This is a genomic window from Streptomyces sp. CWNU-52B (assembly GCF_047444975.1).
Lineage (GTDB): Bacteria > Actinomycetota > Actinomycetes > Streptomycetales > Streptomycetaceae > Streptomyces.
In genome coordinates this window covers 453,526-468,363 of record NZ_JBLFJV010000006.1, presented here as the reverse complement: position 1 = coordinate 468,363, position 14,838 = coordinate 453,526, and the positions used below count along the sequence as shown (strand labels likewise).

The 14,838-nt window shown below is 68.2% G+C and carries 11 protein-coding genes; 8 read left to right on the top strand and 3 right to left on the bottom strand.

Going from position 1 to position 14,838, the window contains the following annotated elements:
* Positions 1–167 precede the first annotated feature (167 nt).
* Entirely contained in the window at positions 168–1,586 is a 1,419-nt protein-coding gene (locus ACLVWQ_RS09500; protein WP_414107805.1) for a cation:dicarboxylate symporter family transporter, read from the bottom strand.
* 144 nt (positions 1,587–1,730) lie between these two features.
* Here ACLVWQ_RS09500 and ACLVWQ_RS09495 point away from each other — a divergent pair, with 144 nt between their 5' ends.
* The 5 genes from ACLVWQ_RS09495 (at position 1,731) to ACLVWQ_RS09475 (ending at position 7,535) form a co-directional block, all read left to right on the top strand.
* Positions 1,731–3,482: an ATP-binding protein gene (locus tag ACLVWQ_RS09495; protein WP_414107803.1), complete on the top strand. Its 1,752-nt coding sequence runs from the start codon at positions 1,731–1,733 to the stop codon at positions 3,480–3,482.
* The gene (locus ACLVWQ_RS09490; protein ID WP_414107802.1) at positions 3,479–4,171 is read left to right on the top strand and encodes a response regulator; all 693 of its coding nucleotides are present in this window, start codon (positions 3,479–3,481) and stop codon (positions 4,169–4,171) included. The genes ACLVWQ_RS09495 and ACLVWQ_RS09490 overlap by 4 nt, the downstream gene beginning before the upstream one ends.
* Before the next feature lie 220 nt (positions 4,172–4,391).
* Positions 4,392–5,786 (top strand): extracellular solute-binding protein, encoded by a 1,395-nt coding sequence (locus tag ACLVWQ_RS09485; protein WP_414107800.1) that lies wholly within the window; start codon positions 4,392–4,394, stop codon positions 5,784–5,786.
* Entirely contained in the window at positions 5,783–6,679 is an 897-nt protein-coding gene (locus tag ACLVWQ_RS09480; RefSeq protein ID WP_414107799.1) for a carbohydrate ABC transporter permease, read from the top strand. Before ACLVWQ_RS09485 ends, ACLVWQ_RS09480 begins: the two co-directional genes overlap by 4 nt.
* A gap of 1 nt (position 6,680) precedes the next feature.
* On the top strand, positions 6,681–7,535 hold the full coding sequence (locus ACLVWQ_RS09475; RefSeq protein ID WP_414107798.1) for a carbohydrate ABC transporter permease: 855 nt from the start codon (positions 6,681–6,683) through the stop codon (positions 7,533–7,535).
* 31 nt (positions 7,536–7,566) lie between these two features.
* Here the strand turns inward: ACLVWQ_RS09475 and ACLVWQ_RS09470 are convergent, their stop codons facing one another.
* Positions 7,567–9,963: a M4 family metallopeptidase gene (locus tag ACLVWQ_RS09470; RefSeq protein ID WP_414107796.1), complete on the bottom strand. Its 2,397-nt coding sequence runs from the start codon at positions 9,961–9,963 to the stop codon at positions 7,567–7,569.
* Positions 9,964–10,660: 697 nt separating this feature from the next.
* Between ACLVWQ_RS09470 and ACLVWQ_RS09465 the strand changes: the two genes are divergently transcribed.
* Complete coding sequence (locus ACLVWQ_RS09465) at positions 10,661–11,431, top strand: hypothetical protein (protein ID WP_414107795.1); 771 nt, start codon at positions 10,661–10,663, stop codon at positions 11,429–11,431.
* 35 nt (positions 11,432–11,466) lie between these two features.
* On the opposite strand, the gene ACLVWQ_RS09460 is transcribed toward ACLVWQ_RS09465, so the two are convergent.
* Positions 11,467–12,228, bottom strand: coding sequence for an SDR family oxidoreductase (locus ACLVWQ_RS09460; RefSeq protein WP_414107794.1), 762 nt, complete (start codon positions 12,226–12,228; stop codon positions 11,467–11,469).
* Between the two features lie 148 nt (positions 12,229–12,376).
* Here ACLVWQ_RS09460 and ACLVWQ_RS09455 point away from each other — a divergent pair, with 148 nt between their 5' ends.
* Positions 12,377–13,222, top strand: coding sequence for a helix-turn-helix transcriptional regulator (locus tag ACLVWQ_RS09455; RefSeq protein WP_414107793.1), 846 nt, complete (start codon positions 12,377–12,379; stop codon positions 13,220–13,222).
* Between the two features lie 729 nt (positions 13,223–13,951).
* Positions 13,952–14,710, top strand: coding sequence for an iron-containing redox enzyme family protein (locus ACLVWQ_RS09450; RefSeq protein ID WP_414107792.1), 759 nt, complete (start codon positions 13,952–13,954; stop codon positions 14,708–14,710).
* Positions 14,711–14,838: the final 128 nt, after the last annotated feature.

Here is a 14,838-nt window from a genome sequence, read left to right as displayed (position 1 = left end):
CACCCGCACCCGACCACCAGCCTCCACCCCCACCCACCTAGGGGCGCGGGGAACTGCGCGACCAGCCACGATGCACCCGCAGACAAACAACGGCCCAAGCCCCGCAGGGGGGCGCGGGGAACTGCGCGACCAGCCCCCACCCACCCGCAGACGAACAACCCGGCCCGCTACGCCTTCGTCAGCGACTTGTCTCCCGGCTGCTCCGGCACATCCGCGGAGCCATCCGCGGAGCCGTCCGCCGAGCCGTCCGCCGGACCCCGCCCCCCGTGCCCGTCATCAAGCAGCGTCGTCTCGTCGAACGGCAACCGCCCCGCCAGCACCTCATCCACCCGAGGCCGGTCGATCTCCTTCGTCCACGTACCGATCAGCACCGTCGCCACCGCGTTCCCCGCGAAGTTCGTCAGCGCGCGCGCCTCGCTCATGAAGCGGTCGATGCCCACGATCAGGCCGATCCCGTCCACCAGCTCGGGCTTGTGGGACTGGAGGCCGCCCGCCAGGGTGGCCAGACCCGCCCCGGTGACCCCCGCCGCGCCCTTGGAGGCGACCAGCAGGAACAGGAGCAGCGGAATCTGCTCGCCGATCGACATCGGCGTACCCATCGCGTCGGCGATGAACAGCGACGCCATGGTCATGTAGATCATGGTGCCGTCGAGGTTGAAGGAGTAGCCGGTCGGAACCGTGATGCCGACCACCGGCTTGCTGACACCCAGGTGCTCCATCTTCGCGATGAGCCGCGGCAGCGCGGACTCCGACGAGGAGGTGGAGAGGATGAGCAGGAACTCCCGGCCCAGGTACTTGAGCAGCAGGAAGATGTTCAGGCCCGCGACGATCCGCAGCATCGCGCCGAGCACGATGAAGACGAAGAGGAAACACGTCACGTAGAAGCCGAGCATCAGCACCGCGAGGCTCTTGAGCGCGTCCACACCGGCCGAGCCGGTCACCGCCGCGATCGCACCGAACGCACCGATGGGCGCCGCCCACATCACCATCGCGAGGATGCGGAAGACAAGGCGCTGGATGTGCTCGATGCCCCGCAGCACCGGCTGCCCGGCGGAGCCCATGGCCTGCAGCGCGAACCCGGTGAGCAGCGCGACGAGCAGGGTCTGCAGGACCTCGCCGCCGGTGAACGCGGAGACGATCGTCGTCGGGATGATCCCGAGCAGGAACTCCTCGGTGTTCTTCGCCTCGACGACCTGTCCCTGACCGGTTTCCTTGATCGCGTCGGTGATCGCGAGACCCGAGCCGGGCTCCAGGATGTTGCCGACGACCAGGCCGATCGCCAGCGCGACGAACGACATGATCACGAAGTAGCCGAGCGCGATGCCGCCCACCGCGCCGACCTTGGCGGCCTTGCGTACCGAGCCGATGCCCAGCACGATCGTGCAGAAGATGATCGGCGAGATCATCATCTTGATCAGGTTCACGAAGCCGGTACCGATCGACTTCAGCTCGACGGCGAAGTCGGGGGCGATCAGCCCCACGGCGATACCTGCGGCCACGGCGATGATCACCGCGATGTAGAGATAGTGCGTGCGGTCCCGCTTTGCGGCGGGAGCGGCAGGTGCCGTATCGGGTGTGCTGGTCACGGCTGCCCTCCTTGACGACGTCGTCGGCATCATCCGGCGTGCGGCTCACGTCCGGGGGTTGTCGGTGACTATCTCCCAGGGTGTGAGGGCGGTCACCCTTCCGTTCATTACGTTCACACATTTCAAGCCAGGCAGACTGTTCTCATGCGCCTCCCCCGAGCCCCCCGGCCCCGCAGCCTGGCCGGCCAGCTCTTCGCCATGCAGGCCGTGCTCGTCGCGGTCGTGGTCGCGGGCTGCGCGCTCTTCACGTACGTCAGCCACCGCAGCCAGGCCGAGGACGCGGCGGCCCGCCAGGCCGTGGGCGTGGCCCGTTCCGTCGCGGACTCCCCCTCCGTACGGGAGGCCATCCGCACCCCTGACCCGACGAGGACACTCCAGCCCTACGCGCTGGCGGTGGTGCACGGCGCACAGGTCGACTTCGTCACGATCATGGACCCGGAGGGCATCCGCTGGACCCACCCCAACGAGAAGCTGATCGGCAAGACCTTCCTCGGACACACGGAACAGGCACTGCTCGGCAGGACCTTCACCGAGAAGTACACCGGCACCCTCGGTGAGTCCGTGCGTGCCGTCACCCCGATACGCGACGACGGCCGGATCGTCGGCCTCGTCAGCGCGGGAATCAAGGTCGATGAAATCAGCCAACGGGTGGAGGGTCAGGTCAAGGCGCTCTTCGGCGTCGCCGCCGCCGCGCTGGCCCTGGGCGCCGTCGGTACGTACGTCATCAACGCCCGGCTGCGCCGCTCCACCCACGGGATGAACGCGGCCGAGCTCAGCCGGATGCACGACTACCACGAGGCCACACTGCACGCGGTGCGCGAGGGGCTGCTGATGCTGGACGGACAGTTCCAGGTGGCGCTGATCAACGACGGCGGGCGCGAGCTGCTCGGGGTGGGCGGCGACGTGGTGGGCCGCTCGGTGACGGACCTCGATCTGCCGTCCCCGCTGACCGGGGCTCTGCTGTCGAGGGAGCCGCGGGTCGACGAGGTGTACCTCACCGCGTCGCGGGTGCTCGTCATGAACACCTCCCCCGTGTCGGGCGGTGAGCGCCGCGGCACCGTCGTGACCCTGCGCGACGTCACCGAACTCCAGTCCCTGATGGGCGAGCTGGACTCCGAGCGCGGCTTCACCACGGCGCTGCGCTCACAGGCCCACGAGGCGGCGAACCGGCTCCACACGGTGGTCTCGCTGATCGAGCTGGGCCGCGCCCAGGAGGCCGTCGACTTCGCCACGGCCGAGCTGGAGCTGGCCCAGGCCCTCACCGACCAGGTCGTCGCGGCGGTCAGCGAGCCGGTCCTCGCCGCCCTGCTCCTCGGCAAGACGGCCCAGGCGAACGAGCGCGGCGTGGAGCTGGTGGTCTCCGAGGACAGCAGCATCGACGACGGTCTGCTCCCGGAGTCCCTCACCGCCCGCGACCTGGTGACGGTCCTGGGCAACCTCATCGACAACGCCGTCGACGCGGCGCAGGGCTCGGTGGGCGCCCGGGTCACCGTCACCGCGCTGGCGGACGAGCACGGCCTCGTCCTGCGGGTCATCGACACCGGGGCGGGGGTGGACCCGGCCCACTCGGAGGAGGTCTTCGAGCGCGGCTGGTCCACGAAGCCGGCGGGGCCCGGCGGGCGCGGGCTCGGCCTGGCCCTCGTACGGCAGGTGGTGTCCCGGCACGACGGGACCCTGACCGTGACGACGGCGCCCGGCGGCGGCGCGTCCTTCGAGGTCCGGCTGCCGCTGCCGCCCGTGGCACGGTCCCAGGAAGAAGGGGCTAAGGTCCACGCCGAGCCCTCCACCGGGTCCGCCACCGGTTCGGCGACCGGTTCCGCGTCTCTCGTCCGCCCCCCGTCAGGGTCCGGGGCCCCGCGCGATCCCGAGCCGACCCCGCACGGAGGCACCGTATGAGCACGCCTTCACCGTCCGAGGACATCCGCGTCCTGGTCGTCGAGGACGACCCCGTCGCCGCGGACGCCCATGTCCTGTACGTGGGACGGGTGCCCGGGTTCACCGCCGTCGGCAAGGCGCACACGGGTGCGGAGGCCAGACGGGCACTGGACCGCACACCCGTCGACCTCCTGCTCCTCGATCTGCATCTGCCGGACGTCCACGGTCTCCAGCTCGCCCGTTCGCTGCGCGGGGCCGGCTATCACGCCGACGTCATCGCGGTGACGTCCGCGCGCGACCTCGCGGTCGTCCGGGAAGGGGTGTCGCTGGGGGTCGTGCAGTACGTACTGAAGCCCTTCACCTTCGCCACGCTGCGGGACCGGCTCGTCCGCTACGCCGAGTTCCACGCCGCGGCCGGTGAGGCCAGCGGCCAGGACGAGGTCGACCGCGCCCTCGCCACGCTCCGCGCGCCCGGCCCGGCCGCCCTGCCGAAAGGGCTCAGTTCGCCCACCCTGGAGAAGGTGACCCGGGCGCTGCGCGACAGTGCGGAGGGGCTGACCGCGACGGGGGTGGCGGAGGCCGTCGGCATCTCGCGGATCACGGCCCGGCGGTATCTGGAGCACCTGGTGGACGCCGGACGCGCGGGCCGGAGCCCGCAGTACGGACAGGTGGGCCGACCGGAACTGCAGTACCGGTGGGTCAAGGGATAGGGAAGGAAAACAAGGAAAGCGACAGGGACGGGACTCCGCAGCCCCGGAGTCGAACGATCCGGTCATATACGCCACTACACGGCGTTACGGGGCCTCGACGGGCCGCGACCGAGCACGGTGGCCCCCAATGAGACCGGACTGTGACTGCTCGCCTGCGCAAGGTCATTGACCCGACCCGACCACTGCTCTTACGTTCGGTCAACCGAACACGGCCACAAAGATGTCGGCCAGCAGGAGGTCGTCCCCCGTGCGTCCCACCGCCGCTCCCCTTCTTCTCGCGACCGCGCTCGCCGCCACCGCGCTCAGCGCCTGCGGCACCGATTCCGGCAGTGATCCGGACACCGTGGAGATCTCCTACAAACAGTCGACGGACAGCTCGATCCGTGTGATGGACACCTACCTCGCGGACATCAAGGAGCAGTTCGAGAAGGCCCATCCGGACAAGAAGGTGAAGCTGGTCCCGATCAAGGCGCCGGACTCGGAGTACTACACGAAGCTCCAGCAGATGCTCCGCTCCCCCAAGACGGCACCCGACCTGGTCTACGAGGACACCTTCCTCATCAACTCCGACATCACGAGCGGCTACCTCAAGCCCCTGGACCCGTACCTCGACAAGTGGGAGGACTGGGGCCAGTTCATCGACACGGCCAAGTCGGCGGCGCAGGGCGAGGACGGGAAGACGTACGGCGTCCCGGACGGCACGGACACCCGGGGCCTCTGGTTCGACAAGGGCATCTTCGCGAAGGCGGGGCTGCCCGCCGACTGGCAGCCGAGGACCTGGGACGACGTCCTCGACGCGGCCCGCACGATCAAGGAGAAGGTCCCCGGCGTCACCCCGATGAACGTGTACACCGGCAAGCCCGCCGGTGAGGCGGCCACCATGCAGGGCTTCGAGATGCTCCTGTACGGGACGTCCACCGGGGCCACCGAGAGCCCCATGTACGACCCGGCGACCAAGAAGTGGATCACGGGGAGCCAGGGGTTCAAGGACTCGCTCCAGTTCGTCGAGACCGTCTTCAAGGAGAAGCTCGGCCCGGACGTCTCGGACGCCCTCGACCCCAACTGGGGGACCACGGTCCGCGGTGAACGCCTCCCCGAGGGCAAGATCGGCATCGACCTGGACGGCTCCTGGCTCCCGCAGGACTGGCAGAAGGGCGCCGGCCACGAGTGGCCCGAGTGGTCCCGGAAGCTGGGCCTGGCCTACATGCCGACGCAGAACGGGCAGTCGCCCGAGAAGGTGAGCATGTCGGGCGGCTGGACCTGGTCGATCCCGAGCAAGGCCGCCAACCCCGACCTGGCCTTCGAGTTCGTCAAGACGATGCAGACCAAGGCGAACGCGCAGAAGTGGTACATCGCCAACTCCGGTATCTCGGTGCGGACCGACGTGGCCGAGGACCCGGCGTACGTGAAGGCGCAGCCCGGCATCAAGTTCTTCACCGATCTGGTGACGCACACGCACTACCGCCCGGCGTACCCCGCGTACCCGAAGGTCTCCACGGCGGTCCAGGAGGCCATGGAGGGCGTGACGACGGGTGACAGGTCGGTCGAGCAGGCGGCGAAGGACTACGACGAGGAACTGAAGTCGGTCACGGACAACCAGGTCATCAGGAAGTGAGCGGCGGCCGCGCTCCTCTTCCGTACCGCCCGCCTCTGCTCCGTACCCTCACCCGGGCCCTGCCCGTCTCCCCCGCCCTCGTCCTCCTGCTCCTGTTCCTCGCGGGGCCGATCGCGTACTGCGCCTACCTCGCCTTCACCGATCTCCAGCTCACCGGCCAGGCCGAGTCGTCCTTCGTCGGCTTCGACAACTTCGTCACCGCCTTCAAGGACGACGCGTTCCTCAACGCCGTATGGCTGACGCTCGTCTTCACGGTCCTGAGTTCGCTGATCGGGCAGAACACGCTGGGGCTGGCCCTGGCCATGCTGATGCAGCGCGCGTCGAAGCCGGTCCGTACGCTCACCGGCGGGATCGTCGTCACGGCCTGGGTGCTCCCGGAGGTCGTGGCGGGCTTTCTCCTCTATGCCTTCTTCCGCCGCGAGGGCACGCTGAACGCCATCCTCGACTGGCTCCGTCTGCCGTCCCAGAACTGGCTGTTCACGCTGCCGATCCTGGCGGTGTCGTTCGCGAACGTGTGGCGCGGTACGGCCTTCTCGATGCTGGTCTACTCGGCCGCCCTGAACGAGATCCCGAAGGAGATCACCGAGGCGGCGGAGGTCGACGGCGCGAGCGGACGGCATCGCCTGTGGCACATCACGCTGCCGATGATCCGCCGTTCCATCGGTACGAACCTGATGCTCTGCACCCTCCAGACCCTCTCGGTCTTCGGGCTGATCTGGGTGATGACGAGGGGTGGCCCGGGAGACCGCAGCCAGACCCTCCCGCTCTTCATGTACGAGCAGGCCTTCCAGAAGAGCATGATCGGCTACGGGACCGCCGTCGCCCTGCTGCTGCTGGTGGTCGGCTCCCTCTTCTCGCTGGTCTACATGCGCCTGCTGCGGACGGAGGTCTGAGATGGCCACGCGGACGACCCGTACGCCGCTCAACACCCGGAGCGCCAACCGCCGTCACGCCGCCGACGCGGGCCTCCTGTTCGTCGCGGCCGCCTTTGCGCTCCCGCTGGCCTGGGTGGTCCTGTCCGCCCTGGACCCGCACGCCGACCTGAAGGTGAAACTGCCCGAGGGTGCCACGCTCGACAACTTCGACGCGGTCCTGAAGCCGGACATCACCTTCACGCCGATGCTCAACAGCCTGATCCTGTGCGGTGGGGCGACACTGCTGACGGTGGTGTGCGCGGCGCTCGCGGCGTACCCGCTCTCCCGTTTCCGGTCCCGGCTGAACCGCCCGTTCCTCCTCACGATCATCTTCGCGACGAGTCTGCCGATCACGGCGGTCATGGTGCCGGTGTACGCGTTGTTCGTCCAGGTGAACCTGATCGACACGGTGCGGGGCACGATCTTCTTCTTCACCGCGTCCCAACTGCCGTTCGCCATCTGGCTGATGAAGAACTTCATGGACGGGGTGCCGAAGGAGCTGGAGGAGGCCGCCTGGACGGACGGCGCGTCCAGCCTCCAGTCGCTGCTGCGTATCGTGCTGCCGCTGATGGGACCGGGCGTCGCGGTGGTGACCGTCTTCTCGTTCGTGCAGATGTGGGGCAACTTCTTCGTCCCGTTCATGCTGCTGCTGTCCCCGGACCAGATGCCGGCGTCGGTGAGCATCAACGACTTCTTCGGGAACCGCGGGACGGTGGTCTACGGCCAGCTGGCCGCGTTCTCGATCATCTACTCGACGCCGGTGATCCTGCTGTACGTGCTGGTGGCGCGGAAGCTCGGCGGGGGGTTCGCGCTGGGCGGGGCGGTCAAGGGCTGACGCCCCGCCCAGGACGTACGGACTTACGAGGTCAGCTGGTCGTCGTCACGGCCGTGTCGTCGACGACGAAGCTGGTCTGCAGGGAGGTGTCCTCCACGCCGCTGAACTTGAGGGCGACGGTGGAACCCGCGAACGAGGACAGGTCGAAGGTCTTCTGGACGTACCCCGTGGCCTTGTTGAGGTTCGAGTAGGTCGCCAGGGTGGTGGAGCCCGCGGTGACGGTGAGCTTGTCGTAGGCGGTGGAGGTGGTCGTCTCCGCGCTGTCGATGTGCAGGTAGAAGGTGAAGCTGGCCCTGCAGCCGCTGGGGATGGTCACCGACTGGGCGAGCGTGTCGGTGTGCGTGGTGCCGTAGCCGTCCAGCCAGGCCTTGTACGAACCGCCGTGGGCCGCCTGGTCGGAGTCGCTGGTGATGACGCCGCTCGTGGCAGTCCAGGTGGTGTTGCCGGACTCGAAGCCCGCGTTGCCGAGCAGCTGGGCCGAGGTGCAGGTGCCGCCGCCGGAGGAGCTGACGGTCCAGGTGAAGGAGGCGGTGGCGCTCGCGCCGGTGCTGTCGGTGACGGTGACGGTGGTGCTGTAGGTGCCGGCGGCCGTGGGGGTCCCGGTGATCGCGCCGGTGGAACCGCTGATCGACAGTCCGGTGGGCAGTCCGGTGGCGGCGTAGGTCAGGGAGCCGCTGTTGGAGCTGCTGGCCGAGACCTGGAGGCTGACCGCGGTGCCGACGGTGGAGGACTGGCTGCCCGGGTTGGTGACGGTGACACCGCCCGTCGGCGGGGTGACGTGGCTGCCCACGTTGATGCCGGCGAAGGCGTTCGCGACGCCCGCGTACTGGGTCGAGTTGGCGCCGTAGAGGGAGGTCGCGGCGTTCAGGGCGGCGGTGCGGGCGCCCGCGTAGTTCGTCGTCGACGTCATGTACGTCGTCAGCGCCTTGTACCAGATCTGCAGGGCGGCGGCGCGGCCGATGCCGGCGACGGCGACGCCGTCGGAGGTCGGGCTGTTGTACGTGACACCGTTGATGACCTTGGTGCCGCTGCCCTCGGAGAGCAGGTAGAACATATGGTTGGCCGGACCCGAGGAGTAGTGGACGTCCAGGTTGCCGATGCCGGAGTACCAGCTGTCGGCGGAGCCGCCGTCCTTGTCGGGCTCGTCCATGTACCGCAGCGGCGTGCCGTCGCCGTTGATGTTGATCTTCTCGCCGATGAGGTAGTCGCCCACGTCGGTGGAGTTGGCGGCGTAGAACTCGACGCCGGTGCCGAATATGTCGGAGGTCGCCTCGTTCAACCCGCCCGACTCACCGGTGTAGTTGAGGTCGGCGGTGTTGGAGGTGACGCCGTGGCTCATCTCGTGGCCGGCCACGTCGAGCGAGGTGAGGGCGTGCGTGCTGCTGGTGCCGTCGCCGTACGTCATGCAGAAGCAGCTGTCGTCCCAGAAGGCGTTGACGTACGCCGTGCTGTAGTGGACGCGGGAGTAGGCGGCGACGCCGTCGTTCTTGATGCCGTTGCGGCCGAAGGTGTTCTTGTAGAAGTCCCAGGTCGTCTGGGCGCCGTAGGCGGCGTCCGCGCCGGCGGTCTGGGTGTTGGAGCCGGCTCCCGTGCCCCACACGTCGTCCGCGTCGGTCATCAGGGTGCCGGTGCCGGACGTGCCGTTGTTCAGCGAGTACGTGCGGTGGCCGCCGCGGGTGGTGTCGTACAGCTGGTACGTCGAGCCGGACAGCGTGGTGTTCAGCGTGACCGTGCCGCTGTACTGGGTGTTGCCGGTGCCGTTCTTGACGTCCTGGTAGCGGTGGAGCTCCGCGCCGGTGCCCGCGTCGGTGATCACGTGCAGGCGGCTGGGCGTGCCGTCGTCCTGGAGGCCGCCGACCACGGTCTCCCAGGCGAGCTTCGGGGTGCCGTCACCGGCCCAGATCACCTTGCGGGCGCTGTCGGCGGTGGGGTCCTGCGCGTCGAGTGCCTCGGCGGCCTTGAGCGCCTTGGTCTCGGCGGCCGACTTCTGGTAGGTCGCGGTGGTGGAGGAGACCTTGACGGTCCGCCTGCCCGCGAAGGTGGTGCTCACGGTGCCGGTGGCCACGGAGGCGGGCGGGGTGTGCACGACCAGGTCGCCGCCGAGGACCGGGAGGCCGGCGTAGGTGCGCTCGTAGCGGGTGTGGAGGGTGCCGTCCTGGTCCTTGACGACGTCCTTGACGACCAGCTTCTCCTTGGCGCCCAGGCCCAGGTGGTCGGCGGTCGCGTCGGTCTTCGCCGACGCGCTCTTGAGGAGGGCGGTGTGCTGGGCCGGGGTGAGTTCGGCCTCCAGGCCCCCGGTGCGCAGGGGGCTGGGGTGGGGAGCGGCGGGCCGGGCGGCCGCCGGGACGGTCTGTACACCGACGGCCAGCAACGCGGCGGAGGCCACCAGGGCTCCGGCTCTGGCCGCCTGACGGGGGATTCGTCTCACTCGTACTCCTACTGCGACGACCGCGGGTGGGCGGCCGGTGACAGCCCGGACAGACGGGATGTGCTGTCCGGGACGAGCTGAGCAGGGGGTGCGGGACCCTGACCACGAGCGGGGTGTGGGGGAACCTGCGCGGTGGCTGGGGGAAGAGTCGCACCGTTGACCGAGACATGTCAGTCCCCTCAGGAGATACGAGGGTTATCCCTTTGCGGCCCCGCACGGCCCGGCAAAGCCCCTGTAAAGCAGCCGCAAAACAGCCGTGCGACACCTGTCCCGAACCTGTGCCACCCACCCCCGACCGGACCCGGACCACGCGGCACCGAGCCCGCTCCGAGCCCCGCGAACGCCGGCCGTGCCTGCCCGCTGTTCCCTGTCCGCGGGCGGGCAACCATAATTCCCTGGGAGAGCTTCGGTCCGAACGGGTGAGAGAGAGATCATGCAGGCACGCGGGAAGCAAGTGGAGTCGGCCGACTCAACTCGGCGCGCTCCGGCGGCAGTCGGACGCCAGCAGGCCCCACCCGTCCCCGGCGGCCGGCGACTTCTGACCCCGACGTCGGTCGCGGCCCTGCAACACGCCGCGGGCAACGCCGCCGTGCAGCGCGCACTGGCGCCCGCGCGACACGCGCACGACGCTGGCCGGCCCGCGCCCGTGCCCGTACAGCGCGCCGAGGACGACTCCACGTCGGAGGGGCAGCCGGCCTTGAAGGTCGACGAGGCCGCCGCCAAGGGCTTGATCAAAAAGTTCACTGAATTCGTACACGAGCGCGGAAGGTATAAAAGCTTCAAGGATGACTACTGGGATTTCGCAGGCGCACAGGAGGAACACGTTCTTAAATTCCTCGGAACTCCAAGAATCAGGGAGGGTATGGAAAAAAATTACTGGAAGCCTGCCGTGGAAAAAGCGGGCTCGTACCGCTCCGAGTCCCAGCCCATCAAAACCCCGTCCGGCGAACCGCTACGCCTGTATCGCAAGATGGCCGCCAGGGAGGCCGCCAAATTCCTGGGGGCCAAGCCCGAAGCCGGAATAAAAAGCTCCATGAAACACAACGAGGATCCCGCCTACCACAAGTACTTCACCTCCTCGCTCACTCACACCGCCAATTTCAACAACGCTAATTCGGCGGATCAGGAGAACGAGCGGATCCTCGAATTCACCATACCGGCAGACGCCTACTGGAGGTTCTTCAAGACCTATGGAGCACCCAACCAGAAGGCGGGCGTCATCGGAGATCCGAAATCTGCGGTCGTGAACCAGGAGGGCCACCGGGTCGGGGCCGGCGTCAACTTCAAGACGAAGGAGCAGGTTGACGAGGTGTACCAGGACAAGACACATCACAACATCGGAATAGGCCACGGCAACGTCGCCGATTTCGCAAAGATCGCCACCGGAATTCGTGAAGTGGATCCCTCGGAGGTGGAGTCCGCCGTCAAGAAGGCCCGCGCGGCCATGGTCGCGGCGCTCACCCAGTAACCTGCGAACCGGCAATCCGGTTGACCCCCAAGCCCCTAACTCCGGCCGGGCAGCGTCGCGAGGGGCTGGGAGCGCTGGGCGACGAGTTCCGCGTACGTGCCGTTCCGTTCGGCCCACCGGTGGGTGAGGACCCGCTCGACCAGGATCTCGTGGGGTGTCGGGTTCGTGCCGAGGAGGTCCATCACCTCGTCGGCGAACTCGGTCAGCCCCAGGGCGCGGGGATTGGCCTCCGCGATCTCGGGAGTCGTCGCGACGGCCGGCGGCACCAGCTCGGTCACCTCCACACCCGTACCGGCCAGTTGGGCGCGAAGCGCCTCCGAATACGCGTGGACGCCCGCCTTCGAGGCGGCGTAGGTCGCCATGAGGGGGAAGGGCAGGAACGCGATGCCCGACGTGACCGTGACGATCGCTCCGCCGCCGCGGGACACGAGATGCCCCGTGAAGGCGTCGATGACCCGGATCGTGCCGAGCAGGTTGGTGTCGACCGTCCGCTCCGCGGCCTCGAAGTGCCCGGGGTCGCGCAGATCCTCGGTGAGCATGACACCGGACATGGTCACGAGCGTGTCGAGCCCCGGGTAGCGGGCCAGCACCTCCTCGCTCGCCCGCCGGACACCGCCGGCGTCGGTCACGTCGATCTCGACGACGCCGAACCCCTCGCCCGCGAGGCCCGCGAGCACGTCGCCGCGCCGGCCACCGAGGATCACGGCGGACCCCGCTGCCGCGAATCGCCTGCCGAGTTCGAGACCGATACCGGAAGTTCCTCCGGCGATGAATACGGTACGTGCGGTGAGGTCCATGACGACTCCTTACGGAACGGCGCCGGCGCCGTGGTGGTCTTTACGGATCCCAGCCTCACCGCATTCCGCACTCCCGGGAAGGACCCCCTTGAACCAGGGGTCCAGCAGGACCCCCCTCCCCCTCTCGGTCCCGCTGTAGCATGTGCGAATGGCGGGAAACGGGAATGAGAAACTCCTCGGTGAATACCTGCGCGCCCGGCGTGAACTCGTCACCCCCGAACAGGCGGGAATCCCCGCGGGAACCAATCGGCGCGTGCCGGGGCTGCGCCGCGAAGAGGTGGCCCTCCTGGCCGGCATCAGTGCCGACTACTACCTACGCCTCGAACGCGGCCGGGACACACATCCGTCACCGCAGGTCCTGGAATCCCTCGCCCGTGTTCTCCAGTTGGACGAGGTGGAGTTGGACCACCTCCTGGGACTGGCGGCGCCCCGCCCCCGCCCCGTACGGAAATGGCGGCCGGAGCCGGTCCCGCAGCGGCTCCGGCACCTGCTCGCGACGATCGATGTGCCCGCCTTCGTCGAAGGGCGCGCGTTCGACGTGCTGGCCTCCAATCCCCTCGCCGTCGCGTTCTCACCTCGGCTGCGGCCGGGCGAGAACCGGCTTCGCTCACTCCTCCTCGATCCGGAGGAACGTGCGTTCCACGAGAACTGGGAATCAGCGGTCTCGGGTTTTGTCGCCGCTTTCCGAAAGTCGACGGACCAGGACGTCGACGACCCCCGGTTCGTCGAACTCGTCGGCGAACTCTCCCTGGCCAGCGCGCGCTTCCGGCAACTGTGGGCACGCCACGACGTCCGTACGCTCGACGGCGGCACGGCGACGGTGCATCACCCGGTGGTGGGCCGGCTCCGGCTCAACCGCGACAAGCTCCCGGTCGAGGACGTGCTCCTGGTCCTCTATTACGCGGACGAGGGCAGCGAGAGCGCCGAGAAGCTGAAGCTCCTGGCGGCGCACGCTGCGGAGCCTGCTCCGCCCTCGGCTTCGGCGAACCCGTGAGAACCCGTGGGCCGAACCCGCAGGCAGAGCCCGCGGGTTCGGCCCACGGACGGGGCCCGCAAGCAGGCACTCAGGCACGCAGGCAGGGCACGAGGTCGTGCCGGCCGCGCTCCCCCTCGCGTTTCCGGAGTGCCGGTTTCCGCAAGACCGCCCGAACATCGACCACAAGAGCGCGATCAGGACGACCGGGTTCCGCTCGGCCCCTCGAGCCCGCACCGGCCCGGACCGCCGGCCGCCGCCACGGCGAAACCCCGAGCTGAGACACGGTGCCGCCCCCGCGCGGCCGCCCTCACCGAGGACACCTTCCCGACCGGGCCGAGTTCCCCGCTTCGTATGCGCTCTCCGACCGCTGTCCTGATTTCCCCTGCGGCCACTGTCCTGATTTACCTCGTTGATACATGGTCGCCGCATCCGTTCACACAGGCCAGCCGCCCCGACCTGCCCGCGGAACTCACTGAGCGCTTGCTCAGCCGAGCTTTTCCCGGGCAATGGCCAGTTTCCGCCCTGTGGAGCCAAAGAGCGTTCAGACACGATGGTCGAGAGATCGGCGGAGAATTCCGCGAGCCGAAGAATGAACATCCCAGCCATCTCGTTTCATCATGAAGCGGACGGCTGTGATTACCTTCCTCGCAGCCCCGTCTCCGCCTTGATCCGGTACGACCCCTGCCCCATGTTCGGCAAAGTCCTCACATCAGTCGATCGCGCCCAAAAACAGGAGCGGACACCAGAATGACAACGTTTCCCAGCACCACCATCCACGACTCGGTCACGTCACTCATCGACGGTCTGGACAGGCACCCGGTCTACGAGAACGAGTACTTCAAACTCCTTGAGGAAACACCCTGGACCGGTGAATCCTTCGCATTCCATCGGGCGAACTTCTACCACCGCACCGAGGGAACCGTGAAGGGCATCGCCCATGTGTGCGCCCAGGCCGCGGCCCACGACGACATGGACACCCTGGTCCTGTTCTCGCACATCCTCAACGAGGAGACCGGCGACGGGAACGCGGCGCACTGCCACGAGGTACTGATGGAGAACACGCACAACCTGCACGGCCAGGCCGAGTTCGGCGTGGCTCCGATGCTGGTCAAGGAGGCACGGAACAGCGCGCTCGTCATCCCGGAGACCTTGGAGTACCGCCGGCGCACGCTGGAACTGCTGGTCACCGACTACCACAGCATGCTGGGCGTCGCGATGGCCCTGGAGTCCCACGCCGACCGGATGCTCAAGATCTGCCGTACGGCGTTCCGCAACACCAACAAGACCATCCCGCAGGACAAGTTCGTGCACGACGTCGAGGTCTACTTCAATGTCCACGTGGGCGACGCGGGGGTCGAGGAGCGTCACGCGGCGGACGCCAAACAGTGCGTGGTGAACAATTGCCACAGCGAGGCGGACGTGGCGGCCATCGCCGCCGCCGCGACGGAGACCCTGGACGTCCAATTGCAGATGTGGAACGCGATGCACAAGGCCGTCACCAACTGACTCCGTAGTTCCAGAGAGGTAGTTCACACGGCTGTGCAGAAAAACCGAGGAATCTCAAGCGCCGTTCTCAACATTCCAGAGTCGGCGACACACGGAACCGCGGCCAAGCTCGTAGCGCTGAACAGCGG

Excerpts from the sequence above, each read along its gene's own strand:
- ACLVWQ_RS09495 (WP_414107803.1), top strand. The coding sequence starts at position 1,731 with ATGCGCCTCCCCCGAGCCCCCCGGCCCCGCAGCCTGGCCGGCCAGCTC.
- ACLVWQ_RS09490 (WP_414107802.1), top strand. The coding sequence starts at position 3,479 with ATGAGCACGCCTTCACCGTCCGAGGACATCCGCGTCCTGGTCGTCGAG.
- ACLVWQ_RS09485 (WP_414107800.1), top strand. The coding sequence starts at position 4,392 with ATGTCGGCCAGCAGGAGGTCGTCCCCCGTGCGTCCCACCGCCGCTCCC.
- ACLVWQ_RS09475 (WP_414107798.1), top strand. The coding sequence starts at position 6,681 with ATGGCCACGCGGACGACCCGTACGCCGCTCAACACCCGGAGCGCCAAC.
- ACLVWQ_RS09460 (WP_414107794.1), bottom strand. The coding sequence starts at position 12,228 with ATGGACCTCACCGCACGTACCGTATTCATCGCCGGAGGAACTTCCGGT.
- ACLVWQ_RS09455 (WP_414107793.1), top strand. The coding sequence starts at position 12,377 with ATGGCGGGAAACGGGAATGAGAAACTCCTCGGTGAATACCTGCGCGCC.
- ACLVWQ_RS09450 (WP_414107792.1), top strand. The coding sequence starts at position 13,952 with ATGACAACGTTTCCCAGCACCACCATCCACGACTCGGTCACGTCACTC.